The sequence below is a fragment of the Pseudomonas sp. FDAARGOS_761 genome, assembly GCF_013343155.1.
GTDB classification, from domain to species: Bacteria; Pseudomonadota; Gammaproteobacteria; order Pseudomonadales; family Pseudomonadaceae; genus Pseudomonas; species Pseudomonas aeruginosa.
In genome coordinates this window covers 998355-1024058 of record NZ_CP054572.1, presented here as the reverse complement: position 1 = coordinate 1024058, position 25704 = coordinate 998355, and the positions used below count along the sequence as shown (strand labels likewise).

Sequence of the window (25704 nt, the reverse complement as noted above, 5' to 3'; positions counted from 1 at the left end):
ATGGGCACCAGTTCACACTGCGCCCCACGGCCCCACTTTCTCGTCTTAGTGAGCAACGCACGTGAGAAACCGTCTCCTGTCACTGGTCACCCTGTTCCTGTCCCTCAGCGTTGCCACCGCGGTATCCGCCTCCCCGCCGCCCAAGGCCGGGCTGCCGCTGCAACAGGAGCTGGCGTCGGGCAGCGCGCTGGTTACCGACCAGAACACCGGCAAGGTGCTCTACTCGCGCAACCCCGACCTGGTGGTGCCGATCGCCTCGATCACCAAGCTGATGACCGCCATGGTCGTGCTCGACTCGAAACTGCCGCTGGACGAGGTACTGCCGATCGCCATCAGCGAGACCAGCGAAATGCGCGGGGTGTTTTCCCGGGTGCGGGTCGGCAGCCAGATCAGCCGCCGGGACATGCTCCTGCTCGCCCTGATGTCCTCGGAGAACCGCGCCGCCGCCAGCCTCGCGCAGAACTATCCGGACGGCAAGAACGCCTTCGTCAAGGCGATGAACGCCAAGGCCCACGCCCTCGGAATGAAGAACACCCGCTACGTCGAGCCGACCGGGCTGTCGCTGCACAACGTCTCCACCGCTCGCGACCTCACCCGCCTGCTGGTGGCCAGCCGGCAATACCCGCTGCTCAGCCAGTGGAGTACCACTCCGGAGAAGACCGTGGCCTTCCGCCACCCCAACTACACCCTGGGCTTCCGCAACACCAATCACCTGATCAACAACAAGACCTGGAACATCCAGTTGACCAAGACCGGCTTCACCAACGAAGCAGGTCACTGCCTGGTGATGCGCACCACGATCAACCGCAATCCGGTCAACCTGGTGGTGCTGGACGCCTTCGGCAAGTACACCCACTTCGCCGACGCCACCCGCCTGCGACGCTGGCTGGAAACCGGCCAGGTCACTGCGATCCCGGCCGCGGCCAAGGCCTATCGCCTGCAACGCGACCGCGAGCGCGGCCTCGGCCAGCCGGTGGCCCAGGCCGTACGCTGATCCGTCGCGAAGACCGGCCGGATCAGAAATCCACCTTGCCGCGCCCGGCCTTCACCGCGCCGCGCTTGGCCTTGCCGTCCAGCCGGCGCTTCTGCGAGCCGCGCGTAGGCTTGGTCGGGCGCCGCGCCTTCTGCACCTTGGCCACGCTGCGGATCAACTCCGCCAGGCGCTCCAGGGCATCCTCGCGGTTCTGCTCCTGGGTCCGGTACTGCTGGGCCTTGATCACCACCACGCCGTCGCCGCTGATGCGCTGGTCGTTCAGTGCCAGCAGACGCTCCTTGTAGAACGGCGGCAACGACGAGGCCTGGATGTCGAAGCGCAGGTGCACCGCGCTGGAGACCTTGTTGACGTTCTGCCCGCCGGCGCCCTGGGCGCGAATGGCATTCAGCTCGATCTCATGGTCGGGCAGGTGGACGGCATTGGAGATGATCAGCATGGGGCGGCACGGTGGACCAACGGGCTGCCAGCATACCCCCTTTGCCGAGCGGAAAAGCAGGCCAAAAGAAACCCGGCCGCGGCCGGGTTCCTTCATTTCGGCTAAAGCGCCAGGTCGAACTCAACGCTCCTTGCAGGCGACCCCGTCGGTGGGCTCGCCGCCCTTCCAGTCGCCGTAGAGGGTGGCTTCCTCGCCCTTGGTCCACCAGATGTACTGGCCGGCGGCGTACTTGGCGCCGGAGGCGGAAATCACATTGCTGAAGACCAGCGTCGAGTTGTCGCTGACCGGCACCACGGCGAGGCTGTTGTCGCCCTTGTTCAGGTACTGCACGGTGAACTTGCGACCGTTCTCGCACTTGTAGTCGACGCTGCGGGTATCCAGCTTGGCATCCCCCGGCAGGGCCAGGTAATCGACCTGGGCGGTCTGCTTGTCGTCGTCGCTGCCGCCGCAGGCGACCAGGACCACGGGAACGGCAGCCAGAAGCAGCCAGAGCGCTTTTTTCATGGAAATCCCTCTAACGAGAAAAAATGGCGCTGCCACTGTAGGAATTCGGCACCTGCCGCGTCAACGACAGGCGCCCCTAGAAAAAGTCTTGTGGGCCGCCGGGACGCGCAAAGGAGCGCTCCCCTCTCCTCTGCGCGCCGGCGCCCCATCGATCACTCGGTGACCGGCTTCACCCGCAGGCCCGGCATCGGCCGCGGGGCTCCCTTGAGTCGGTAGCAGGCCCACATCACCAGCAGCCAGACCGGGATGGCATAGACCGAGACCTGGATGCCGGGGATCAGCAACATGACGCCGAGGATGAACACCACGAAGGCCATGCACAGGTAGTTGCCGTACGGATACCAGAACGCGCGGAAGTGCGTGCGGGTGCCCTGGCGGTCCATCTGCGCGCGGAACTTCAGGTGCGCCATGCTGATCATCGCCCAGTTGATCACCAGCGCCGCCACCACCAGCGACATCAGCAGCTCCAGCGCCTGGTGCGGGATCACATAGTTCACCACCACCGCGAGGAAGGTCACCAGCGCCGATACCACCAGGGCGCGTACCGGTACGCCGCGCTTGTCGACCCTGGCCAGCGCGCGCGGGGCATCGCCCTGCTCGGCCAGGCCGAGAAGCATGCGGCCGTTGCAATAGGTGCCGCTGTTGTACACCGACAGTGCGGCGGTGAGCACCACGAAGTTCAGCAGGTGCGCGGCAGTGCCGCTGCCGATCATCGAGAAGATCTGCACGAACGGGCTGCCGCTGTAGGCATCGCCGGAAGCGTTGAGGGTCTGCAGCAGGCTGTCCCAGGGCGTCAGCGAGAGCAGCACGACCAGGGCGCCGATGTAGAAGATCAGGATGCGATAGATCACCTGGTTGATCGCCTTCGGGATCACCGTCCTCGGCTTGTCCGCCTCGGCCGCGGTGAAGCCGAGCATTTCCAGGCCACCGAAGGAGAACATGATGATCGCCATGGCCATCACCAGGCCGCTCACTCCGTTGGGGAAGAAACCGCCGTGTGCCCAGAGGTTGCTCACCGAAGCCTGCGGACCGCCGCTGCCGCTGAACAGCAGGTAGCAGCCGAGCAGGATCATGCCGATGATCGCCACCACCTTGATGATCGCGAACCAGAACTCGGCTTCGCCGAAGGCCTTGACATTGGCCAGGTTGATCGCGTTGACGACGACGAAGAACAACGCCGCCGTGGCCCAGGTCGGCACCTCCGGCCACCAGTAGTGGATGTACTTGCCGACCGCGGTCAGTTCCGACATCCCGACCAGGATGTACAGCACCCAGCAGTTCCAGCCGGAGAGGAAGCCGGCGAAGCCGCCCCAGTACTTGTGCGCGAAGTGGCTGAAGGAGCCGGCAACCGGCTCCTCGACGATCATCTCGCCGAGCTGGCGCATGATCATGAAAGCGATGAAGCCGGCGATGGCGTAGCCGAGGATCATCGACGGGCCCGCCGACTTAAGCACCCCGGCCGAGCCGAGGAACAGGCCGGTGCCGATGGCGCCGCCGAGGGCGATCAACTGGATGTGACGATTCTTCAGGCCGCGCTTGAGCTCGCCCGAATGCGGATGTTGGCCGTCCATTGAGTTATCTCACGCAAGTGGAAATTTATTGTTGTCGGAGGCGAAACGGGGCCGTGCGGCTCAGGCGGCAGGCGCACGGCGGGCGCCATGCGGGGCGCGTGGCGGCGGGCGGTCGGCTGGGCGAAGGAAGGACTCACGGATCATGCGTCACCTGTTTGTTGTTGTACGTGACGTGAATGGGCCGCCAGGCTTGTGGCTCGGCGGTGCGGGCAAGGCTGGCGCGATCGGCGCCGCTGGAACGGAAACGCGGAGCGCAAGGAAAACCGCCAGCCCCGGAACAGGCTGGCGGCAGCGGGATCAGATCACGCCGCGGCGAATCTGATCTTCCTCGATGGACTCGAACAGGGCCTTGAAATTGCCCTCGCCGAAACCCTGGTTGCCCTTGCGTTGGATGATCTCGAAGAAGATCGGGCCGATCACCGTGTCGGTGAAGATCTGCAGCAGGATGCCGTCGTCGCCCGGGGCGCCGTCGATCAGCAGGTTCAGTTCGCGCAGTTGCTCGAGCGGCTCGCCATGCCCGGCGACGCGGGTGTCGACCTTCTCGTAGTAGGTGTCCGGGGTCGACATGAACTTCACGCCGTTGGCGCGCAGCTTGCGCACCGTGGCATAGATGTCGTCGGTGGTCAGGGCGATGTGCTGGATGCCTTCGCCATGGTATTCGCGGATGAATTCCTCGATCTGCGAGGTATCGTCGGCCGACTCGTTGATCGGGATGCGGATCTTCCCGCAAGGCGCGGTCATGGCGCGGGAGAACAGGCCGGTGAGCTTGCCTTCGATGTCGAAGTAGCGAATCTCGCGGAAGTTGGCGATGCGCTCGTAGAAGCCGGACCAGACGTCCATCTGGCCGCGCTTGACGTTGTGGGTCAGGTGGTCGATGTAGGTCAGGCCGACCGAGTTGTCGTTGGCGCTGCGGCCTTCGATGAACTCGAAGTCGACGTCATAGATGCTGCGGTCGCCGTAGCGGTCGACAAGATACAGCAGCGAACCGCCGATGCCTTCCAGGGAAGGGATGTTCAGCTCGCCGAAGTTGGCGTGGCTGCCCACCAGCTTGGCGCCCTGGGATTCGGCGTAGGCGGCGGCCTGGGAAGCGTTCTTCACCCGGAAGGCCATGGCGCAGGCGCTCGGGCCGTGCTTGAGGGCGAATTCATGGACATGCCCGGTCGGGCTGCCGTTGAGCACGATGTTGATATCGTTCTGCTGGAACAGGAAGACTTCCTTGGAACGATGCTTGGCGGTTTCGGTGAAGCCCATCATGTTGAACAGCTGGCGCAGCTGCTCGATGCCCTTGGCGTCGGGGGCGGTGAACTCGACGAATTCGAATCCGTCGGTACCGATGGGATTGTGCTGTTCGATCTTGGCCACGGCGTTCATCCGGCCTCCTCGTTGTTCTTGTTGAATGGACCGCCGCCGGTCCAGGCGGCCGGCGACATGGGAGATGCCTTCATCTCACCCCGTGGCGGCGCGGCGGACAAGCCGTCGGCAGGGCCCGGCGCAGGGCCTGGCGCAGGGTTTCTGGCAACTATTCCTTACGCGCCGGCGGCATGCATGGCGAACGCCCGGTCTTCGTAAAATTATCTTTACAGTGCGGTGCGAAAAGCTGCCAGCAGCGCTGTCACGGCTGCGCTGAAAGCCGGCGCTGCATGATCGGCGTCAAGCGGTTAACCTGCGTCTTTCCTCCGCGACGGCATTCCCATGGCACGACCCGCCCCACCCGACCTGAGCGACAGTCGCCGGCCCCTGCGCGGCGTCGCCCGCAGCTATCCTGCCGGGCACCGCGTCGATGCCCACGAGCACGCCTGGGGCCAGGTGCTCTATGCGGTGTCCGGGATGATGTGGCTGGAGACGCCCGACGAGGCCCTGCCGGTCCCGCCGCAACGGGCGGTCTGGTTGCCACCGGGCCTGCGCCATGCGGTGCGGGTCGCCTCCGAGTTGCAGATGCGCAACATCTACCTGAGCCCGGAACTCTCCCGCGGCCTGGAGGACCGCACCCTGGTGCTGGTGGTCGGCCCGCTGCTGCGCGAGCTGATCGTCAGCCTGGTGGAGCAGGAACGACAGAGCGACCCCCACTACTATGGGGCGCTGGCCGATCTCGCCGTGCTCGAACTCGGTCGCGCGCGCCGTTCCAGCCTCCGCGTACCGCTGCCGGACGCCTCCGACAGGCGCCTGCTCGCGCTGTGCCAGGCGGTGATGGCCAATCCCTCCCTGGACATCGGCCTGGAGCGCCTGGCCGAAGACGCCGGGGCCAGCGTGCGGACCCTCTCGCGCCTGTTCCAGCGCAGCCTGGGCATGGGCTTCGCCGACTGGCGGCGGCAGGTGCAGCTGGCGACCGCCGCCGCCGCACTGATCGATGGCCGTCCGGTGGCAGGCATCGCCCATGCCCTGGGATATACGCCGAGCGCCTTCAGCGACATGTTCCGCCGCGAGCTGGGCGTCTCTCCCACCGAGTACAGGGCCGAGCATCACCAGCCGTTCCAGCCTTGACCGGTATTCGATAGCGATTGGCCGATAGATGTTTTTTCGGCCAACTAGACTGGCACCATCGTTCACCGTCCCTGTCAGCCGCCATGAACTACCTGATCTCCCTCGGCATCGGCCTGCTGGTCGGCCTGCTCTACGCCGTACTCGACTTCCGCTCGCCGGCGCCACCCGCCATCGCCCTGGTCGGCCTGCTTGGCATGCAGCTCGGCGAACAGCTTTTCCCCCTTGGCCGCGACCTGCTGCAGCAGTGGCTGCACTGATCGCCGCGACGACACGGAGCCCCCGATGAAAGCACTGCAATTCGACCGTACCGGCGACCTCGCCGCCCTCAAGCTGGTGGACATGCCCGACCCGCTTCCCGCCGCCGATGAGGTGCGGGTGGAAATCCGCGCCGCCGGGCTGAATCCGAGCGACGTGAAGAACGTCCTCGGCCGCTTCCCCTATACCACCCTGCCCCGGGTACCGGGCCGCGACTTCGCCGGGGTGGTGGTGGAGGGACCGAAGGCCCTGCTCGGCCAGGCGGTCTGGGGCACCGGGCGGGAGCCGGGATTCTTCCGCGACGGTAGCCACGCGCAGTTCCTGACCCTGCCAGCCGCCGGCGTCGCGCTCAAGCCGGAAAGCCTGAGCTTCGCCCAGGCCGCCAGTTGCGGGGTGCCCTACAGCACCGCCTGGGACGCCCTGCAACGCAGCCAGGTCAAGGCCGGTACCCGGCTCCTGGTAATCGGCGCCAACGGCGCGGTCGGCAAGGCCGCGCTGGCGCTGGCCAAGGCCTTGGGGGCCGAAGCGATCGGCGCGGTGCGGCGCGAGGAGCAACGCCAGGCGCTGGAAACGCAGGGCATCGCCGCGCTGCTGCTGGGCGAGCCGGCCGAACTGGCGGCACAGGTGGAAGGGATCTTCCCCGGCGGGGCCGAGGTGATCTTCGATACGACCGGTTTCTGGCTCGAGGCGGCGGTCCCGGCGCTGGCCGCCTTCGGTCGCCTGGCGATCATCGCCGCACCGGCCGACGGCCATGTGCGCCTACCCGCATTGAACCTGTACCGCCGCGGTGGCTCGGTGGTGGGGATCAACTCGCTGCTCTATGGCGTGGAAGCCTGCGCAGGCTTCCTCGACGCCTTCGGCAAGCTGTTCGACCAGGGCCGCCTGCCGCTGCCGGACGGGCTGCGGGAAGTCCCGCTGGAGCAGGGCGTGGAGCAGTACCGGGCGGTGAACGAAGGCACCTGCGAGAAGATCATCCTGGTGCCCTGAGGAGCGGGCGGAATCCCGGCGGAACACGCCGGGATTCCGCTGTGCGCAAGGCTACTCCGCGCCGACCGCGAGCTTGCGGGCGCTGCGCGCCTCCTCCAGCTGCATGCAGCGCTCGAGGAACAGGTACATGTAGTCGTAGCTCTTGCAGATCGCGTCGCGCAGTTGCCGGCGCAGCTCGGCGCTGGGATTGGTGCCGGCCAGGGTGCAGATGATCTCCAGCGCCTCCCAGGGGTGGGCATCGTCGTACTGGGCGTGGAGCTTGAGCCACTTCATGGCGCGCTTGCGGCCTTCCTTGGGGAAGGCGTTTTCGTAGACGCCGTTCGAACAGACCAGCGCCGACCACTCGCCGGTGACGCCTTCGATGGCGTAGTTGGTGGCGGCCATGGCCACCGCCAGCGAGTCGCTGGCGCAGGTGTGCCAGCACCAGTGGCTGAGCGCGTGCAGTTCGGCCGGCACGTCTTGCGCCTGGATCTCGGCCAGGCTCACGCCGTGGGCCTCGGCCCAGTGCAGCCAGTAGTCGGCGTGGTTGAGTTCGACCCGAATATTGCGCATCAGCCAGCGGCGCGCCATGTCTTCGCCGGGATGGCGGGCGAAACGGGTCTTCAGCAGGTTCTGCGACATGTACAAGGGGAACTGCTCGACCACCGGCCAGCCGCCGATCAGGTACAGGCGCATCAGCGCCGGGCTCAGCTCGGCGTCGCGCATGCGCCGGTACAGCTCGTGGCCGGAAACCCGGTCCTTGCTCGCCTGGCAGTCGACGATCAGTTGCTGCGCCCACTGCGGATAGCTTCCCGCCTCCTGCAAGGGGCCCGTACGGTCAAAGAACTCGCTCACACCCGTCTCCCTTCTCTTCTTCTCGGCAACGGCCTCATAGCAGCGAAACTACTCTTTCTTCGCTCCGCGGTCACCTACCGGAGGTTCTGTCCGAGGCTCGGCCACAGGCCCTGGGCATCCAGCCCTGCGCCCGGAGGCTGGCGACTGAACGGCAGGGGCGCGCCGATGGCCAGGCCCTGGGCATAGTCGATGCCGATCTCGCGCAGCGCCTCCATCACTTCGACGGTCTCGACGAACTCGGCGATGGTACGTTTGCCCATCACGTGGCCGATATGGTTGATCACCTGGACCATGGCGCGATCGATGGGATCCTCGAGCATGTCCTTGACGAAGCTGCCATCGATCTTCAGGTAATCCACCGGCAGGTGCTTGAGGTAGATGAAGGACGACATGCCGGCGCAGAAATCGTCCAGGGAGAAACGACAACCGGTGTCCTTGAGCTCGTTGATGAAGCGGATGGCGCTGGCCAGGTTGGCAACCGCCACGGTTTCGGTGACCTCGAAGCAGATCGTCTGCGGCGGAATGCGGTAACGGGCGAACAGCTCGGTGAGGAACTGCAGGAACGACTCGTCGCCGATGGTCGCGCCGGAGAGGTTGATGGCGCAGGTGCCGATCGGCTCGGCGCGAGGGTCCTGGGCGCGCTCGACGAGGGTGCGGAAGGCATTCTCCACCACCCAGCGATCGATCAGCGTCATCAGGCCGTAGCGCTCGGCGGCGGGTATGAAGCTCAGCGGCGGCACCAGGCGCCCGCCCTCGTCGCGCAGGCGCAGCAGCAGTTCGACGTGCAAGCCCTCCTCCGCGCCTTCGCCCAGCGGCACGATAGGCTGGGCATAGAGGCTGAAGCGGTCTTCCTCCAGCGCCAGGTGGATGCGCTGGACCCAGGTCATCTCGCCGAAGCGCATCGACAGTTCGACGTCGTCCTGATGGAACACCTGGACCCGATTGCGCCCCTTTTCCTTGGCCATGTAGCAGGCCATGTCGGCGGAGCGCAGTGCCTCCTCGAGGGTCGAGATACCCGGCAGCAGGTGCACCAGGCCGACGCTGACGGTGCAGTTGAACGGCTGCCCGCTCCAGGTGAAGTGCAGGTCCTGGACCGTCTTGCGCAGATGGTCGGCGATCTCCACGGCTTTTTCCGCCGGGCAGTTCTCCAGCAGGATGCCGAACTCGTCGCCGCCCAGCCGCGCCAGCGTGTCGCCCTCGCGCAAGCCTTGTTGCAGCAGGGTGCAGACCTGGCGCAGCAGTTCGTCGCCGGCGGCGTGGCCGCAGGTGTCGTTGACCAGCTTGAACTGGTCCAGGTCGAGGAACATCAGGGCGTGCCGCCCGCTGTTGCGCTCCAGGCGTTCCAGCGCTATCTGCAGGCGATACTCGAACTCGCGGCGGTTGGTCAGCCCGGTCAACGCATCGTGGGTCGCCTGCCAGGACAGGCGCGCCATATACTGGCGCTCGCGGGTCATGTCGTGAAGCACCAGGACCACCCCGGTGATCTCGCCGCCGCGATGGATCGGCGCGCCCACCAGGGTCACCGGCACGCTGCTGCCGTCGTGGCGCAGGACCAGCTTGGAATGCTCGCGGCCGCCGTCGATCTCGCCGCTGAGGATCTGCTCGATCAGCAGCATGCCCTCCTCCCGCGAGCTTTCGTCGACGATCCGGAACAGCGACGCCAGGGGCAGGCCGCGGGCCTTGTCCAGCGTCCAGTTGGTCATCTGCTCGGCGGCCGGGTTGAGGTAGGAAATGCCCCCCTGGGTGTCGGCGGTGATCACTCCGTCGCCGATCGAGGCCAGGGTGATCTGGGCCCGTTCGCGCTCGGCATCGAGGGCGTTCTCCACTTCCTGGCGCTGCATCAGTTGTTGCCGGGTACGCAGGAACGCCAGGAGGATGAGCACGCTGGCGGTGGTCAGGTTGGCCACCAGCAGCAGCCTGAGCAAGGCCCGCGAGCCCTCGCCGAGGGCGTCGCTGAAGGCCTTGGCCGCCGGCGTGACCTTCTCGTTGATCGCGTGGATCTCGGTCTTCCACTGTTGCACCTGCTCGGCACTGGCCTGCCCGGTGCCGATGCCCGCGCGCATCTTGCCGGCGACGTCGATCAGTTCCATGACGTACTTGTCGCCCACCAGCCACAGCTCGATGGCGCGCTCGAAGTAACTGAAGTCGTGGAAGTTGCGGTACAGCCAGATGATCGCGGTAACGTCGTCGGCATGGTTGCCGCCCTTGAGGATGCCCTGGCGGGCCGCCTCGATGTCCGGGTCGGGCTGGTCCAGGGCAAGGCGCATCTCGCGGTCGCCGAGGGGGATCGCGATGGCCTCCTCGTAGCGGCGGAAGTCTTCGTCGGCGCGTGAGTCGGCATAGAGGGTGAGATAGTAGATGGCATCCTTCTGGCCCTTCGACCAGAGGCTTTCGCCGCCGACATAGCTGCGCACCGCGGAGAGGACGTAGAGACTGCCGCCCGCCAGCATGGCCTGCAACAGCACCACGACGATGAAGGGCCATACCAGGCCGAGCAGGCGGGGCTTGTCGAGAGTCCGGTTCTGCCTCATTCCATCTACCATTCAAACTGGCGCTAAGCGATCGGGTGCCGTCTCCGTCACCCCTGACTGCATCACCTGTCGGCCGCTCAAGATCCCGTCGCAGAACTCCCGAGGCCTTGCCTGCCGGCAGCCACGACGCTGGAGTAGGCGGACACCCGGCAAACAGTAGGAGTCTAGTGGCTGTTTGCCGAACCTGCCCTGCACCTGGCGGAACAGACAGCGTTTTTTATTGCCGCAGCCAATAAAAACCGGATGTCTTATATGGAATATACGAGAAAAACCGCCAGGCGACAGCCTGGCGCCTCACATCTGTTGCAGATGTCCGTAGAGCCGGGCGTAGAGGCCGCCTTCGGCGATCAGTTGCTGGTGGTCGCCGTCTTCGGCGATATGCCCGCCATCGAAGACCAGGACCCGGTCGGCCTGCTTCACCGCCGACAGCCGATGAGCCACGATCAATGTGGTGCGGCCTTCGAGGAAGTCGCCGAGCGCCTGGTGCAGGGCGTACTCGGTAGCGGCGTCGAGGGCCGAGGTGGCCTCGTCGAGGATCACCACCTTGGGCTCGGCGAGGATCATCCGGGCGATCGCCAGGCGCTGCCGCTGACCGCCCGACAGGCGCACCCCGGAACGCCCGACCACGGTGTCCAGCCCCTGCGGCAGGCGCCGCACGCCGTCGGCCAACTGGGCGATCTCCAAAGCCCGCCAGCAGGCCTGGTCGCTGCGTTCGCGGCCCATGGTCAGGTTGGCCCGCACGCTGTCGTTGAACAGCGCCGGATGCTGGAGAACCACCGCGACATGTTCGCGCACGCAGTCCAGGCCGATTTCCTCCAGGGGCACCCCGCCGTAGCGGATGCTGCCGCGCTGCGCACTGTAGAGGCCGAGTAGCAGTTGCACCAGCGTGCTCTTGCCGCCGCCGCTGGCGCCGACCAGGGCAACCTTCTCGCCGGCGCCGATGTTCAGGTCCAACTGCTCCAGGACCTTGTCCTCGCCGTAGGCGAAATCCAGCCCGCGCACCTCGATGCCAACGGTCGTGCGGCCGGCGAACGGATCGCGCAGCGGCGGGTAGCGCGGCTCGTCGGCCCGCGCCAGCAACTCGTTGATCCGCTGCAACGCGCCGCCAGCGGCGTAGTAGGCGTATTGCAGGCCGAGCAGCTGTTCGACCGGACCGATCATGAACCAGAGGTAGCTGAATACCGCGAGCATCTGGCCGATCGACAGGTCCGAGAGCAGCACGGTAAGCATCGCCGCGGCGCGGAACACATCGATGCCGAACTGGAACAGCAGGCCGCTGGCGCGCCCGGCGGCGTCGCTTTTCCATTGCGAGGCCACGGCGTAGTCGCGGACTTCCTGGGCGCGGTGGCCGAGGCGGCCGAGGAAATAGCCCTGGCGATTGCCGGCGCGGACTTCCTGGATCGCCTCGAGGGTCTCGGTGAGCGCCTGGGTGAAGCGCGCGGTGCTGTCGTTCTCGAGCTTCTTGAGGTGCTTGACGCGCTTGCCCAGTTGTACCGTGGACCAGATCACCAGCGGGTTGAACAGCAGGATCAGCAAGGCCAGCTGCCAGTGCATCCAGACCAGGATCGCGGCGGTGCCGAGCAGCGTCAGCAAGGCGACCAGGAAGCGGCTGAGGGTTTCCCCGACGAACTTGTCCAGGGTGTCCAGGTCGGTCACCAGGTGGGCGCTGATCGAACCGCCGCCGAGGGTTTCGTATTCGCCCAGGGCGATATGCCGGAGGCGCTCGATCAGACGCAGGCGGATGCGGTAGACGATGTCCTTGGACAGCCGCGCGAACAGCTTCGCCTGGAGCACGTTGAACACCAGCGCCGCCCCCCGCAACAGGAGGGTCGCCGCCAGCATCAGGCCGATGTAGCCGAACGCCACCTGCCAGTCGGCGGGCAACAGGCGGTCCATGAAACGCAGCGCGCCGTCGCCCTTGCCGAGCAGCACTTCGTCCACCAGCAACGGCAGCAGCAAGGGGATCGGCACGGTGCAGAGGGTGGCCAGCACCGCCACCAGGTTGGCGAGCAACAGGGCTTTCTTGTGGCGCAGTGCGAGTCGACGAATCTCCGCCCAGCTCAGGCGGTCTCCGCGCTCACTCATGCCGGCCCCGTTCCAGCCAGCGGCCGAGCAAGGGTGAAAGTTCGGCAAGCGGCTGGTAGCCGTTGGTGAGCAACGCCAGTTGGCCGTTGCGCTCGGCCAGCAGGGTCGGGAACCCGGCGATGCCAAGGTCCTGGACCCAGGCGAAATCGGCGGCGGTGGCGTCACGCGCCTCGCCGCTGTCGAAGACCGCGGCGAACTCGATGCGTGGAATTCCCACCGCTTCCGCCAGGTCGGCGAGCACCGCCGCCTGGGTGACATCGCGACCCTCGGCGTAGAACGCCCGCTGGATCGCCCTCACCAGCGGCCAGGCGCTTTCCTCGTCGAGGCTGCGCGCCGCCACCAGGGCCCGGCAGGCCGGCTCGGTGTCATAGACGAAGCCTTCGGGCAACGCGTCGTCGAAGCGGAACGGCTGGCCGGTGGTCTGCTGCACGGTCTGCCAGTGGCCGAGGATGTAGCCGCGGGTATTCGGGTCGAGCGCCGCGCCGTGGCCGGCGCGCAGGCCACCGGCTACCAGGTGGAAAGCGACGCCGTCGGCGGCCGCCTGCCGGGACAGCGCCTCGGCGACCGGGGCGAAGCCCCAGCACCAGGAACACATGGGGTCCATCACGTACAGCAGGCGGGCCTTGGCCAAGGTTCAGTTCTCCAGCGTGGACTGGCGCGGATCGCGACCGAGCGGGTGCGGCTGGTTGCGCTGCCGCGCCAGTTCGATCTGTTTCTGCCGCTCGCGGGCGCCGGCGCGGGTCTTCTCGCTCAGCGAGTCCCAGCAGTGCGGACAGCTGATGCCGGGCACGTAGTGCTCGGACTGGCGGTCTTCCAGCGAAACCGGGTTGCGGCAGGCGTGGCACTGATCGTACTCGCCCTCGCTAAGATCGTGGCGCACGGTCACGCGGTTGTCGAATACGAAGCAGTCGCCGCGCCACAGGCTCTGTTCCTGCGGCACCTCTTCGAGGTACTTGAGGATGCCGCCCCTGAGGTGGAAGACCTCCTCGAAACCGGCGCCGAGCATGTAGCTGGAAGCCTTCTCGCAGCGGATGCCGCCGGTGCAGAACATCGCCACCTTCTTGTGCCGCGCCGGGTCGTAGTGGGCCTTGATGTACTCGGGGAACTCGCGGAACGACCTGGTCTTCGGATCGACCGCGCCCTCGAAGGTGCCGATCGCCACCTCGTAGTCGTTGCGGGTATCGATCAGCAGGACTTCCGGATCGCTGATCAGGGCATTCCAGTCCTTCGCCTCGACATACTGGCCGACCTGCTTGTTCGGATCGACGCCAGGCACGCCGAGGGTGACGATTTCCTTCTTCAGCTTGACCTTGGTGCGGTAGAACGGCTGTTCGTCGCAGTAGGATTCCTTGTGCTCGATATCGGCCAGCCGGGGATCGCTGCGCAGCCAGGCGAACAGCGCATCGATGCCTTCGCGGCTACCGGAGACGGTGCCGTTGATGCCTTCCTCGGCCAGCAGCAAGGTGCCTTTCACACCGTTGTCGAGCAGGGTTTGCAGCAGGGGTTCACGCAGCGCCACGTAATCGTCGAGAGTCACGAACTTGTACAGCGCCGCCACGACGATGGATGTCATGGGGATATAGCCTCCAGGTGGTCGCCCGCGTAAAGGGCGGACCGGAACGAAAAGCGCCAGCCGCTGGCGCCATGGAAACGACAACGCCGGCGGAAGGCCGGCGCTGGGTGCGTAGTCTAGCGCAGCAGGGGCAGGCTCTGCACCCCGCCGCGACGGACGCCGTCTCAGGGTATGTCGTGCTTGCTCCCGCCGCGGCAGGTCGGCGAGGACGGCACCGCAGCCTGGCTCCACTCCTCAGGGGTGAAGGTATGCAGCGCCAGGGCGTGGAACTCGCCCATCAACCCACCGAGGGTGGCATATACCTTCTGGTGCCGCTTCACCGCGTTCAACCCGGCGAACTGCGGGCTGACCAGCACCACCTTGAAGTGGGTCTCCAGCCCGCGGCTGTGCATGTGGCTCTCGTCGAGCACCTCGACGTGTTGCGGATCGAGGGGCTGCAGGGCGGTCTGGATACGGTCACGCATGCTCATCGCGAATCACGACTCACTTTTTCTTCTGGGCCGGCGCGGCGACGCCGAGTTCCTTGTCCATGTCGGCCATCAGCTTGTTCACCGGCTCGACGGCGCCTTGCAGCTTGGCCTGGGTCAGTTGGGCGGATTCGGCGGTCAGGCGCGGCATCTTCTCCAGCACCTTCTTGCCCAGCGGCGACTGGTAGAAGGCATTCAGGTCCTTCAGCTCGGACTCGGTGAAGTTGGTGGTGTAGAGCTTGATCAGCTCGGGCTTGATCTTGTCCCAGCCGATGGCGCGGTCCAGTTCGGCATTGGCCTTGGCCTGGTAACGCTCGAGAACCGCCTTCTTGCTCTCCGGCGCCTTGGCCTGGGCGAAGCGCTGGGCCAGCATCTGCTGCACCTGGGCATAGACCGGGACCGTCAGCTTGTCGGCATGGACCAGCTTGAGGAATTGCTCGGCCTGGCTGGCGGAATCGGCCATGGCCATGGAGCTGAGGCTGAGCAGCACGGCGCTGCCGATGAGGCGAAGACGGGTCATGGAAAATCCTTGAGGTTGGGTAGATGTGTCCGTGGGACCCGACATTCTGCGCCTAAGTTCGAAATCCGCTCAAGCGCGGCGCCGAATATCGGGAGAATCCTATCCGGCGCCCGCCCGCTCCATGCCGTCTACTATCAGTTCTGTAGTGGGTACTTGCCGCCTTCCTTCCGCAGCCGGCATGCTTGCGTCAGCCTGTCACATGGATGTGTTAGATGAACGGAACCGCCGCCGATACCCTCGCCGTATCGCCCCCGCCCCTGCGCAACCTCTGCGACAGCCACGGCCGGCTCGATCCCCGGGCGGTCGGCTGGTCCGCCCGGCCGCGGGTGCTCTGCCACATCCCCGGCCACTTCGGCCGGCGCAAGCGCTGGAACCACTGGTGCATCGTCAGCCCCGGCTGGATGCTCTCGCTGACCATCGCCGACCTCGACTACCTGACCTACGGCGCCGCCTATTTCCTCGACCTGGACAGCGGCCAGGCGGTAGCGCACACGCAGATCCGCTTCTTCGGCCTCGGCTGCCAGTTGCCCGACGAGCCGCAGGCCAGCCATGCCTTCGAGCATCCCCGCCTGCAATTGCGCTTCGACGAACAGCCCGGGCGCCTGCGCGTCACCGGCCAGGCCCCGGACCTCGGCGGCCTGCCGCTGGAGCTGGCGCTGGAAGTGCGACGACCGTCGCACCTGGAGTCGGTGAACCTGGTGGTGCCGATGGGCGAACACACCTTCCATGCCTGTAGCCGCCAGCTCGGCCTGCCGATCAGCGGCTGCCTGCAACTCGGCCGCCGGCGCTACGACTGCCAGGCGGGCCAGAGCTTCGCCGCGCTGGACTTCGGCCGCGGCGTCTGGCCGCTGCATACCTACTGGACCCGCGCCGCCTTCGCCGCCCCCGGCGGCATCGCCGGCAACTTCGGCACCGGCTGGACCGAAGCCAGCGACCTGCGCGAGAACGCCCTGTGGTTCGGCGGCAAGCTCAGCCGCGTGCTCGACGACGTGCACATCCGCGAGCCTCGCGACCCGCTGGCCGAATGGCGCCTGGACAGCGCCTGCGGTCGCGTCGAGCTGCTCTTCCGTCCCGAACAGCTGCACCAGGCGCGGCCCAGCGTCGGCCTGTTCTATGCCAATACCCGCCAGTGGTTCGGCCGTTTCAACGGCACCCTGCGCCACGACGACGGCGACTGCGTGCCGGTGGACGGCGCCCTCGGCTGGATCGGTTCGACCCGCGCGCGCTGGTGACGCCGGCGGCGGGCAATCTATTTCCGACCCGCAGCGCGGCGAAAAATGCCCACGAGGAAGCGACGGCAGCGGAACCCAAGGCGGGAGCGAAGGCCTAAACTGCCGGATACGCACCCTGGAGAACACTCATGAGCCGGACCGAAACCGATAGCCTGGGCACCATAGAGGTGCCCGACGACGCCTACTGGGGCGCCCAGACCCAGCGCTCGCTGGAGAACTTCGCCATCGGCGGCCAGCGCATGCCGCTCGCCGTGATCCACGCCCTGGCGCTGATCAAGAAAGCCGCCGCGCGGGTCAACGACCACCTCGGCGAACTGCCGCCGGAAGTCGCCCGGTTGATCGAACAGGCCGCCGACGAGGTCCTCGCAGGCCGCCACGACGAACACTTCCCGCTGGTGGTCTGGCAGACCGGCAGCGGCACCCAGACCAACATGAACGTCAACGAGGTGATCGCCGGCCGCGCCAACGAACTGGCCGGCAATCCGCGCGGCGGCAAGTCGCCGGTGCATCCCAACGACCACGTCAACCGCGCGCAGAGTTCCAACGACAGCTTCCCCACCGCCATGCACATCGCCGCCGCCAAGGCCGTGCACGAACAATTGCTGCCGGCCATCGCCGAGCTTTCCGGCGGTCTCGCCGAACAGTCGGCGCGGCACGCCAGCCTGGTCAAGACCGGGCGCACCCACCTGATGGACGCCACGCCGATCACCTTCGGCCAGGAACTCTCGGCCTTCGTCGCCCAGCTCGACTATGCCGAGCGCGCCATCCGCGCGGCGCTGCCGGCGGTCTACCAGTTGGCCCAGGGCGGCACCGCTGTGGGCACCGGGCTCAACGCGCCGAAGGGCTTCGCCGACGCCATCGCCGCGGAAATCGCCGCCGAATCGGGCCTGCCCTTCGTCGCCGCGCCGAACAAGTTCGCCGCCCTGGCCGGCCACGAGCCGCTGGTCATCCTCTCCGGCGCCCTGAAGAGCCTGGCGGTGGCCCTGATGAAGATCGCCAACGACCTGCGCCTGCTCGGCTCAGGCCCACGCGCCGGCTTCGCCGAGGTGAAGCTGCCGGCCAACGAGCCGGGCAGCTCGATCATGCCCGGCAAGGTCAACCCGACCCAGTGCGAGGCGCTGTCGATGCTGGCCTGCCAGGTCATGGGCAACGACAGCACGATTTCCTTCGCCGCCAGCCAGGGCCATCTGCAACTCAACGTGTTCAAGCCGGTGATCGTCTACAACCTGCTGGAGTCCATCCGCCTGCTCGCCGACGGCTGCCGCAACTTCAACAAGCATTGCGTCGCCGGCCTGGAGCCGGACGCCCAGCGCATGGCCGACCTGCTGGAGCGCGGCCTGATGCTGGTCACCGCACTGAACCCGCACATCGGCTACGACAAGGCCGCCGAAATCGCCAAGAAGGCCTACGCCGAAGGCACCACCCTGCGCGCCGCGGCGCTGCAGCTGGGCTACCTGGACGAAGCGCAGTTCGACGAATGGGTACGGCCGGAGCAGATGCTGGAGGCCGGCCATCATGGTTGAAACCGCCAAGTCCGGCGCCACCCCGCTGGAAGGCGACGGCAAGCGCATCCTGCTGATCGTCGGCTCGCCCAAGCGCAAGAGCTTCTGCCACCTGCTCGCCGAATGCTACGCCCAGGGCGCGCGCAGCAAGGATCACGTGGTGCGCGAACTGAAACTGGGCGAACTGGCCTTCGACCCGATCCTCCACGAAGGCTACGAGCAGAGCCAGGTGCTCGAACCTGACCTGCTGGAAGCGCAGCGGCAGATCCACTGGGCCGAGCACCTGGTGTTCGTCTACCCGGTCTGGTGGGGCGGCCTGCCGGCGCTGCTGCAGGGTTTCTTCGACCGCGCCCTGCAGCCGGGCTTCGCCTTCCGCTACCGCGGCACCCAGGACAAGGACTGGGAGCAACTGCTGGGCGGGCGCAGCGCCGACCTGCTGGTCTGCCACGACCAGCCGCTGTCGCGGCTGCGCTTCCTCAAGGGCCCGCCGGCGCACCGGCAGATGGTGCGCAGCGTGCTCGGCGCCTGTGGCATCGCCACCCGCCGCCTGGAAGAGTTCGCGCCGATGCGCAGTTCCAGCGAGGAACAGCGCCAGGGTTGGCTGCGTCGCGCCGAACAGCTCGGCAGCCAGGTCTAGTTCCCTTCCCGCCCGGCTGCGGCCGGGCGCGGACACTGATCGTTCTGACAGGTCCGCCACCTTCCCGCCGGCTTGCCTTCCCCGCCCCCATGGCGGCCCTTTGCCTGCCTCTACCGGCTCACAGTGCGGGTGCCGACCGCTTTGCATTCCGCGACATCCATCAGGAATGGGTAGCGAATCTGACCGGCCCGTCACATTTGGTAGGGACCTCAAACCGGCACCGAGGGCTAGGATCAGCCCGCTTCGAAATGAATCCGGTTCTGGAAAAAAGGACTTGTCATGAAACACTACTCAGCCACCCTGGCACTCCTGCCACTCACCCTCGCCCTGTTCCTGCCCCAGGCAGCCCATGCCCACGGCTCGATGGAAACGCCGCCCAGCCGGGTCTACGGCTGCTTCCTCGAAGGTCCGGAGAATCCCAAGTCGGCCGCCTGCAAGGCCGCCGTCGCCGCCGGCGGCACCCAGGCGCTGTACGACTGGAATGGCGTCAACCAGGGCAACGCCAACGGCAACCACCAGGCGGTGGTCCCCGACGGCCAGCTCTGCGGCGCCGGCAAGGCACTGTTCAAGGGCCTGAACCTGGCTCGCAGCGACTGGCCCAGCACTGCCATTGCGCCGGACGCCAGCGGCAACTTCCAGTTCGTCTACAAGGCCAGCGCGCCGCACGCGACCCGCTACTTCGACTTCTACATCACCAAGGACGGCTACAACCCCGAGAAGCCGCTGGCCTGGAGCGACCTGGAACCCGCGCCGTTCTGCTCGATCACCAGCGTCAAGCTGGAGAACGGCACCTACCGGATGAACTGCCCGCTGCCCCAGGGCAAGACCGGCAAGCATGTGATCTATAACGTCTGGCAGCGCTCGGACAGCCCGGAAGCCTTCTACGCCTGCATCGACGTGAGCTTCAGCGGCGCCGTCGCCAACCCCTGGCAAGCGCTGGGCAACCTGCGCGCGCAGCAGGACCTGCCAGCCGGTGCTACCGTCACCCTGCGTCTGTTCGATGCCCAGGGCCGCGACGCCCAGCGTCACAGCCTGACCCTGGCCCAGGGCAACAACGGTGCCAAGCAATGGCCGCTGGCGCTGGCGCAGAAGGTCAACCAGGACTCCACCCTGGTCAACGTCGGCGTGCTGGATGCCTACGGGGCGGTCAGCCCGGTGGCCAGCTCGCAGGACAACCAGGTCTACGTGCGCCAGGCCGGCTACCGCTTCCAGGTCGACATCGAACTGCCGGTCGAGGGCGGCGGCGAGCAGCCGGGCGGCGACGGCAAGGTCGACTTCGACTATCCGCAAGGCCTGCAGCAATACGACGCCGGGACCGTAGTGCGCGGTGCCGATGGCAAGCGCTACCAGTGCAAGCCCTACCCGAACTCCGGCTGGTGCAAGGGCTGGGACCTCTACTACGCCCCGGGCAAGGGCATGGCCTGGCAGGACGCCTGGACCCTGCTGTAACGCCCTCGACTGCCGCCCGCTCCGGGCGGCAGTCGTTTTCGCCGCCAGGCACCCGCCGCGAGACGGCGAATCCGCGCAACGGTACAGTCCCCCGGCGAAACCCTGGCTACGTGTGCCTGTTCAATCTGCCGTGCGCTCCCTAGGCTGGTCCGACCACCAGCACGGGGAAACCACGCATGCCTTTTTCTCTCGCCTCCCTCCAACAAGCCGCCGCCATCGTCCACCAGAGCCTGCCGCCGACGCCGCAGATACGCTGGCCACTGCTATGCGAGGCACTGGGTTGCGAAGTGTGGATGAAGCACGAGAACCACCTGCCGGTGGGGGCCTTCAAGCTGCGCGGCGGCCTGGTGTATTTCCACCACCTGGCGCACCAGGGTGAGCGGCCGGCCGGCGTGATCAGCGCCACCCGCGGCAACCACGGCCAGTCGGTGGCCTTCTCGGCGAGCCGCTACGGCATCCAGCCGATCATCGTCGTGCCGCACGGCAACAGCCGCGAGAAGAACGCGGCGATGCGCAGCCTCGGCGCGGAGCTGATCGAGCATGGCGAGGACTTCCAGGCCTCCCGCGAATACGCCGCCAAGCGCGCCCGGCGCGAAGGCCTGCACCTGATTCCGGCGTTCCATCCCTGGCTGGTGGCCGGAGTCGCCAGCTACAGCCTGGAGTTGTTCGCCGCGCTGGCCGACCTTGACGAAGTCTACGTGCCGATCGGTATGGGTTCGGGCATCTGCGGCCTGATCGCCGCGCGCGACGCGCTGGGCCTGAAGACCCGCATCGTCGGCGTGGTGTCCGCCCATGCGCCGGCCTACGCCCTGTCGTTCGAGGCCGGCACGGCGATCAGCCACCCGGTCGACACCCGCCTGGCCGACGGCATGGCGTGCAGTACGCCGGACCCGAGCGCGCTGGAAATGATCCTGGCCGGCGCCGATCGCCTGGTGCGGGTCAGCGACAGGGAGATCGGCGCGGCCATGCGCCTGTGCTTCACCAGCACCCACAACGTCGCCGAGGGCGCCGGGGTGGCGGCGCTGGCCGCCGCCTGGCAGGAGCGCGAGCGCCTGAAGGGGCTGAAGGTAGGCCTGATCCTCAGCGGAGCGAACGTCGACCGCGAGGTATTCGCCGAGCAACTGGCCGCCGGCGACTGAGCCGGCGCCGCTAGGCCAGCCCCGCGAGGAGCAGCAGCCACCAGGCGAGCACCAGCAACTGCACGAAGAAGCCGGCGAAACGCAGCCAGACGAACAGCGCGGAGGTGCTGACCAGGTGCATCAGCGACTGGAACAGCCGGGCGCCGAGCACCAGTGGCGCCAACGGGTCGGTCAGGCTGCTCTGCCCGCTGGCGATCGCGTAGAGCAGCGCGCCGGCCAGCAGCGGCAGGTTCTCCACGCAGTTGGCATGGACTCGCACCAGCCGCTGGCCGAAACCGCCAGGCGTGTTGCTGCCATCGGCGGCGAAGGCGTTCACCGCCATCCGCCCGCCGAGTACCAGCAGGCCGCGCTGGCTGACCAGCAGGAAGACCAGCAACAGGGTCCAGGCGATCAGGCCGAGCAGGCAGATCGCGCTAGGGCTGAGAAACATGGATGACGCTCCTTCTATTGTCTTGTCGTGGGAAGGATGAAGCGTCTGGATTCTAGGCCGGCTAGAGCAATTGCTCTATTCGCAGTCCGCCGTCCTTAAGTCGTGTTCTGCCGGTACGCCGCTCGGCCCCGATGTCCGCCGTCGGCGGATGCGTAACCGGACGACCCACTGCCCGCGGCTTTCCGAACGGACAAAGAAAAGCCCCGCCGAAGCGGGGCCTTCCTTGCACGCAGCACTCAGGGCTGTCTTCTCATCAGAGCGAATCGAGATAGCGCTCCACATCCAGCGCGGCCATGCAGCCGGCGCCGGCCGAGGTGATCGCCTGGCGGTAGACGTGGTCGGCCACGTCGCCGGCGGCGAACACACCCGGTACGTTGGTCGCGGTGGCGTTGCCTTCACGCCCGCCGTTGACCACCAGGTAGCCGTCCTTCAGGGCCAGTTGCCCTTCGAACAGCGAGGTATTGGGAGTATGGCCGATGGCGACGAACATGCCATCCACGGCGATCTCCTCGGTGCCGCCGTCGCGGGTCTTCAGGCGCACGCCGGTGACGCCCATCGCGTCGCCAAGCACCTCATCGACCTCGGCGTTGAGCTTGAGCACTATCTTGCCTTCGGCGACCCGCGCCTGCAGCTTGTCCTGGAGGATCTTCTCGGCGCGGAAGGTCTCGCGACGATGCACCAGGGTCACCCGGCTGGCGATGTTGGCCAGGTACAGGGCCTCTTCGACAGCGGTATTGCCGCCGCCGATCACCGCTACTTCGCGGTTGCGGTAGAAGAAACCGTCGCAGGTGGCGCAGGCCGACACGCCCTTGCCCATGAACGCCTGCTCCGACGGCAACCCCAGGTAGCGCGCGCTGGCACCGGTGGCGACGATCAGTGCGTCGCAGGTGTAGGTGCCATTGTCGCCGCGCAGGGTGAACGGCTTGCCGGCCAGGTCCACGGCATGGATGTGGTCGAAGACGATCTCGGTCTCGAAGCGCTCGGCGTGCTCCTGCATCCGCTGCATCAGTGCCGGGCCGGTCAGGCCGTGGGGATCGCCCGGCCAGTTGTCGACCTCGGTGGTGGTGGTCAACTGGCCGCCGGCCTGCATGCCGGTGATCAGCAGCGGCTTGAGGTTGGCGCGCGCGGCGTAGACAGCCGCGCTGTAACCGGCGGGACCGGAACCGAGAATGATCACTCGGGCGTGGCGGAGGGTATCGGGCATCTCGTCGGACTCCTGCCGACATCAGCGTCGGCGCGAATAAAAACGGGGCCACCAAAGCACATGGGGAAGGCTTGGAAGGAGCGGTCGCCCCGGAAAAAGGTCGGTCGGGCACACTTCGCGCCCGGCAGCGGGATCACAGTGCCTCGGCGTTCTCGGCCAGGTACGAGGCCACGCCCTCGGCGCTCGCCTTCATGCCTTTCTGGCCCTTGCGCCAACCGGCCGGGCAGACCTCGCCGTGTTCCTCGGTGAACTGCAGGGCCTCGACCAGGCGCACCATCTCGTCCACCTCGCGCCCCAGCGGCAGGTTGTTCACCACCTGGTGCTGGACCACCCCGGCGCGGTCGATCAGGAACGAAGCACGCAAGGCCACGCCGTCCTCGTGCTCGATGCCGTAGGCGCGGGTGATCTCGTGCTTGACGTCGGCGACCATGGTGAACTCGACCGCGCCGATGCCGCCCTTCTCCACCGGCGTGCTGCGCCAGGCGTGATGGGTGAACTGCGAGTCGATGGAGACACCGACCACCTCGACGCCCAGCTCGCGGAACTTATCCATGCGGTTGTTGTGGGCAATGATTTCCGAGGGGCAGACGAAAGTGAAGTCGAGCGGCCAGAAGAACAGTACGACGTACTTGCCGCGCAGGCTGGAAAGCTGGAAGGCATCGACGATGGAACCGTCGCCGAGGACCGCGGCGGCAGTGAAATCGGGGGCTTGCTTGTTGACCAGTACGCTCATCGCGAGGCTCCTAGAAGGTTGGGTTCCGCCCGGCGACGCCAGGCTCCCGGAAGAATATGCAGCGCAGGTTACCCAGCCACGACGATGCATTGAAATGTCGAATTTCAATTCGCACGATAGAGTCAGCCTATGCTCTCAACCTGCGGCTAGACTCATGCTGTCGCCCATTACCCGTCCTCACCGCATGCCCCTACGCACACGCCTGCTCTGGCTGTTCCTGCCGTTGCTGGCCGCCAGTCTCGGCGGTATCTGGCTCTTGTCGGAAAGCATCCTGCTGAGCCGTTTCGACCGAGAGGACCAGCAACGCCTGCAAGAGGGCGCCACCGTCCTGCACAACCGGCTGGACTTCGAGTTGAAGCGCCACCTGGACATCGTTCGCACCTACGCCTGGTGGGATGCCAGCTACGACTTCATCCAGCGCCCCAACGAGACCTTCGAACAGGAAAACCTCGACCACGAGATGCTCGACGACCTGGGATTCGACTTCGTCCTGTTCCTCGACGACCGGGGTCACCTGCAACTGAAGCAGTGGTCCCCGCCCGCGCCCGACCAGCGCGTGCTCTTCGGCGCCCCCTCGGCGAGCGACCAGGCCCTGCTCGAGGCACTGCAGCAACGCGCCATCCGCCTCGGCGCGCTGGACTTTCGCGGACGCACCGACCACAGCCTGAGCGAGCTGCTGCTGGTCGACAACCTGCCGACCCTGCTGGTCAGCGTGCCTATCAGCAACAACCAGGGTAGCGCGCCGGCGAAGGGCGCGATCCTCGCCGGCTACTTCCTCGACCGGGAACGCCTGGCCAACCTCCGCGAACAGATGCAGGCCGACCTGCAACCGATGCCCAACATCGCCACCGACGCCACCTGGAAGCCGCTGCGCAGCCGCAGCGGCAGTACCCACAACCAGGCCCTGCTCAGCCCACGGCGGTTCATCGGCGAACATGTCCAGCAGGTCTCGGTGCAGTACCTGAGTTCCAGCGGCGAGCCGCAGCTGCGCTTCGACATCACCAAGAAACGCCTGCTCTACATCCAGGGCGAGAAGGCCATCAACTTCTTCCTCGGCGCCTCCCTGCTGGTCGCGCTGGGCGCTTTCCTGGTCGGCTACCTGGCCCTGGAGCTGTGGGTCCTGCGCCGGGTCCAACGGCTCAACCGGGAGGTCGCCGAAGTCGGACGCAACGCCCACTCGATACGCCTGAGCGACTTCGGCAACGACGAGCTGGGACAACTGGCGGGCGAGATGAACCAGATGCTCGAGCGCCTGGAACACAGCGAGGCGCGCGACCGGGCGATCCTCCAGTCGATGCGCGACGGCTACTTCGAAATGGACGTCGACGGCGTGATCCTCACCGTCAACCCCGCGCTCTGCCAACTGCTCGGCCAGACGCGCGAAACGCTGATCGGCCATCCCTACTACGAACTGCTCGGCGAAGACGACCTGGCGCGTGCCCGCCAACCCTTCCAGCGCGCCATGCAGAGCGGCGCAGGCAAGACCTTCGCCATCCCCCTGCAGCGCGCCGACGGCAGCCTCGGCTACTTCGAGGCCACGGTTTCGCTGATCCACGACCTGCAGGGCGAACTACGGGGCTACCGCGGCATCGTCCGCGACGTCAGCGACCAGATCGCCTACCAGCAGCAATTGCTGGAAATGGCCTACCGCGACCCGCTGACCGGCCTGGGCAACCGCAAGGCCTTCGACGAACAGCTCGGCCAGGCGTTGCTTCGCGCCGGCTCCGGCGGAAGCGAACTGGCGCTGCTGTACCTGGACCTGGACCGCTTCAAGGAGGTCAACGACCGCTTCGGCCACGACATCGGCGATGCCCTCCTCAGGACCGTCGCCGAACGGGTACGCAGCACCCTGCGGCAGCCGGACAAGGCCTACCGCCTGGGCGGCGACGAATTCGCCGTGCTCCTCGAGGACAGCCAGGAAAACAATCCGCAGCGCCTCGCAGAACGCCTGCTGGCGGCGCTGGTCCAACCGATCGCGCTGAATGGCGAACGCATCGACTTCGTCACCCCGAGCATCGGCATCGCTCTCTACCCGCGGCATGCCGGCGATGCCGAAGGACTGGTCCGTGCCGCCGACAGCGCCATGTACCAGGCCAAGCGCCAGCGCAACCACTATTGCCTGTACCAGGCGCCAGCCTGA

At 66.8% G+C, this 25704-nt stretch carries 24 protein-coding genes; 10 read left to right on the top strand and 14 right to left on the bottom strand.

Annotation, left to right across the window (positions count from 1 at the left end):
* Nucleotides 1–61 precede the first annotated feature (61 nt).
* Nucleotides 62–994, top strand: coding sequence for a D-alanyl-D-alanine endopeptidase (gene pbpG, locus FOC67_RS04820; RefSeq protein WP_009315299.1), 933 nt, complete (start codon nt 62–64; stop codon nt 992–994).
* 22 nt (nt 995–1016) lie between these two features.
* Here the strand turns inward: pbpG and arfB are convergent, their stop codons facing one another.
* The 4 genes from arfB to hppD all read right to left on the bottom strand — a co-directional run bounded on the left by arfB (nt 1017) and on the right by hppD (nt 4876).
* Nucleotides 1017–1430 carry an alternative ribosome rescue aminoacyl-tRNA hydrolase ArfB gene (gene arfB / locus FOC67_RS04815; protein ID WP_003105972.1) on the bottom strand — a complete coding sequence of 138 codons (414 nt, stop codon included), beginning with the start codon at nt 1428–1430 and terminating at the stop codon, nt 1017–1019.
* Nucleotides 1431–1550: 120 nt separating this feature from the next.
* A complete protein-coding gene (locus FOC67_RS04810; protein WP_003085889.1) occupies nt 1551–1934 on the bottom strand; it encodes a lysozyme inhibitor in 384 nt (127 codons plus the stop codon).
* A 152-nt stretch (nt 1935–2086) separates the two neighbouring features.
* Nucleotides 2087–3505: an amino acid permease gene (locus FOC67_RS04805; RefSeq protein ID WP_003085884.1), complete on the bottom strand. Its 1419-nt coding sequence runs from the start codon at nt 3503–3505 to the stop codon at nt 2087–2089.
* Between the two features lie 297 nt (nt 3506–3802).
* Nucleotides 3803–4876 carry a 4-hydroxyphenylpyruvate dioxygenase gene (hppD, locus tag FOC67_RS04800; RefSeq protein ID WP_003134288.1) on the bottom strand — a complete coding sequence of 358 codons (1074 nt, stop codon included), beginning with the start codon at nt 4874–4876 and terminating at the stop codon, nt 3803–3805.
* 321 nt (nt 4877–5197) lie between these two features.
* Between hppD and FOC67_RS04795 the strand changes: the two genes are divergently transcribed.
* The 3 genes from FOC67_RS04795 (at nt 5198) to FOC67_RS04785 (ending at nt 7228) form a co-directional block, all read left to right on the top strand.
* Nucleotides 5198–5986: a helix-turn-helix transcriptional regulator gene (locus FOC67_RS04795; protein ID WP_003117130.1), complete on the top strand. Its 789-nt coding sequence runs from the start codon at nt 5198–5200 to the stop codon at nt 5984–5986.
* An 83-nt stretch (nt 5987–6069) separates the two neighbouring features.
* On the top strand, nt 6070–6243 hold the full coding sequence (locus FOC67_RS04790; protein WP_003109411.1) for a DUF1427 family protein: 174 nt from the start codon (nt 6070–6072) through the stop codon (nt 6241–6243).
* A 25-nt stretch (nt 6244–6268) separates the two neighbouring features.
* Entirely contained in the window at nt 6269–7228 is a 960-nt protein-coding gene (locus FOC67_RS04785) for a zinc-binding alcohol dehydrogenase family protein (protein WP_003085871.1), read from the top strand.
* A 51-nt stretch (nt 7229–7279) separates the two neighbouring features.
* Here the strand turns inward: FOC67_RS04785 and FOC67_RS04780 are convergent, their stop codons facing one another.
* The 7 genes from FOC67_RS04780 to FOC67_RS04750 all read right to left on the bottom strand — a co-directional run bounded on the left by FOC67_RS04780 (nt 7280) and on the right by FOC67_RS04750 (nt 15283).
* Nucleotides 7280–8062, bottom strand: coding sequence for a TenA family transcriptional regulator (locus tag FOC67_RS04780; RefSeq protein ID WP_003106577.1), 783 nt, complete (start codon nt 8060–8062; stop codon nt 7280–7282).
* 74 nt (nt 8063–8136) lie between these two features.
* Entirely contained in the window at nt 8137–10593 is a 2457-nt protein-coding gene (locus FOC67_RS04775; RefSeq protein WP_003134291.1) for an EAL domain-containing protein, read from the bottom strand.
* Nucleotides 10594–10887: 294 nt separating this feature from the next.
* Nucleotides 10888–12678, bottom strand: coding sequence for an ABC transporter ATP-binding protein (locus tag FOC67_RS04770; protein WP_003106581.1), 1791 nt, complete (start codon nt 12676–12678; stop codon nt 10888–10890).
* Complete coding sequence (locus FOC67_RS04765; protein ID WP_023980573.1) at nt 12671–13273, bottom strand: DsbA family protein; 603 nt, start codon at nt 13271–13273, stop codon at nt 12671–12673. Before FOC67_RS04765 ends, FOC67_RS04770 begins: the two co-directional genes overlap by 8 nt.
* 39 nt (nt 13274–13312) lie before the next feature.
* A complete protein-coding gene (locus tag FOC67_RS04760; protein ID WP_003109414.1) occupies nt 13313–14251 on the bottom strand; it encodes a rhodanese-related sulfurtransferase in 939 nt (312 codons plus the stop codon).
* Between the two features lie 164 nt (nt 14252–14415).
* A complete protein-coding gene (locus FOC67_RS04755; protein ID WP_003109415.1) occupies nt 14416–14721 on the bottom strand; it encodes a BolA family transcriptional regulator in 306 nt (101 codons plus the stop codon).
* A 13-nt stretch (nt 14722–14734) separates the two neighbouring features.
* A complete protein-coding gene (locus FOC67_RS04750) occupies nt 14735–15283 on the bottom strand; it encodes a DUF2059 domain-containing protein (protein ID WP_003120754.1) in 549 nt (182 codons plus the stop codon).
* A 167-nt stretch (nt 15284–15450) separates the two neighbouring features.
* On the opposite strand from FOC67_RS04750, the gene FOC67_RS04745 reads away from it, so the two are divergent.
* The 5 genes from FOC67_RS04745 (at nt 15451) to FOC67_RS04725 (ending at nt 21197) form a co-directional block, all read left to right on the top strand.
* Nucleotides 15451–16470 (top strand): DUF2804 domain-containing protein, encoded by a 1020-nt coding sequence (locus FOC67_RS04745; RefSeq protein ID WP_003109416.1) that lies wholly within the window; start codon nt 15451–15453, stop codon nt 16468–16470.
* Nucleotides 16471–16598: 128 nt separating this feature from the next.
* A complete protein-coding gene (locus FOC67_RS04740; RefSeq protein ID WP_003085854.1) occupies nt 16599–17993 on the top strand; it encodes a class II fumarate hydratase in 1395 nt (464 codons plus the stop codon).
* Entirely contained in the window at nt 17986–18609 is a 624-nt protein-coding gene (locus FOC67_RS04735; protein WP_003140847.1) for an NAD(P)H-dependent oxidoreductase, read from the top strand. Before FOC67_RS04740 ends, FOC67_RS04735 begins: the two co-directional genes overlap by 8 nt.
* 279 nt (nt 18610–18888) lie before the next feature.
* Nucleotides 18889–20058 carry a chitin-binding protein CbpD gene (gene cbpD / locus FOC67_RS04730; RefSeq protein WP_003109418.1) on the top strand — a complete coding sequence of 390 codons (1170 nt, stop codon included), beginning with the start codon at nt 18889–18891 and terminating at the stop codon, nt 20056–20058.
* Nucleotides 20059–20234: 176 nt separating this feature from the next.
* Nucleotides 20235–21197: a threonine dehydratase gene (locus FOC67_RS04725; RefSeq protein WP_009315294.1), complete on the top strand. Its 963-nt coding sequence runs from the start codon at nt 20235–20237 to the stop codon at nt 21195–21197.
* Between the two features lie 10 nt (nt 21198–21207).
* Here the strand turns inward: FOC67_RS04725 and FOC67_RS04720 are convergent, their stop codons facing one another.
* The 3 genes from FOC67_RS04720 to FOC67_RS04710 all read right to left on the bottom strand — a co-directional run bounded on the left by FOC67_RS04720 (nt 21208) and on the right by FOC67_RS04710 (nt 23564).
* Complete coding sequence (locus tag FOC67_RS04720) at nt 21208–21627, bottom strand: MAPEG family protein (protein WP_003085846.1); 420 nt, start codon at nt 21625–21627, stop codon at nt 21208–21210.
* Nucleotides 21628–21880: 253 nt separating this feature from the next.
* Nucleotides 21881–22831: a thioredoxin-disulfide reductase gene (trxB, locus tag FOC67_RS04715; protein ID WP_003109420.1), complete on the bottom strand. Its 951-nt coding sequence runs from the start codon at nt 22829–22831 to the stop codon at nt 21881–21883.
* A 133-nt stretch (nt 22832–22964) separates the two neighbouring features.
* A complete protein-coding gene (locus tag FOC67_RS04710; RefSeq protein WP_003085842.1) occupies nt 22965–23564 on the bottom strand; it encodes a peroxiredoxin in 600 nt (199 codons plus the stop codon).
* A gap of 184 nt (nt 23565–23748) precedes the next feature.
* Between FOC67_RS04710 and FOC67_RS04705 the strand changes: the two genes are divergently transcribed.
* On the top strand, nt 23749–25704 hold the full coding sequence (locus FOC67_RS04705) for a diguanylate cyclase domain-containing protein (protein WP_023980572.1): 1956 nt from the start codon (nt 23749–23751) through the stop codon (nt 25702–25704).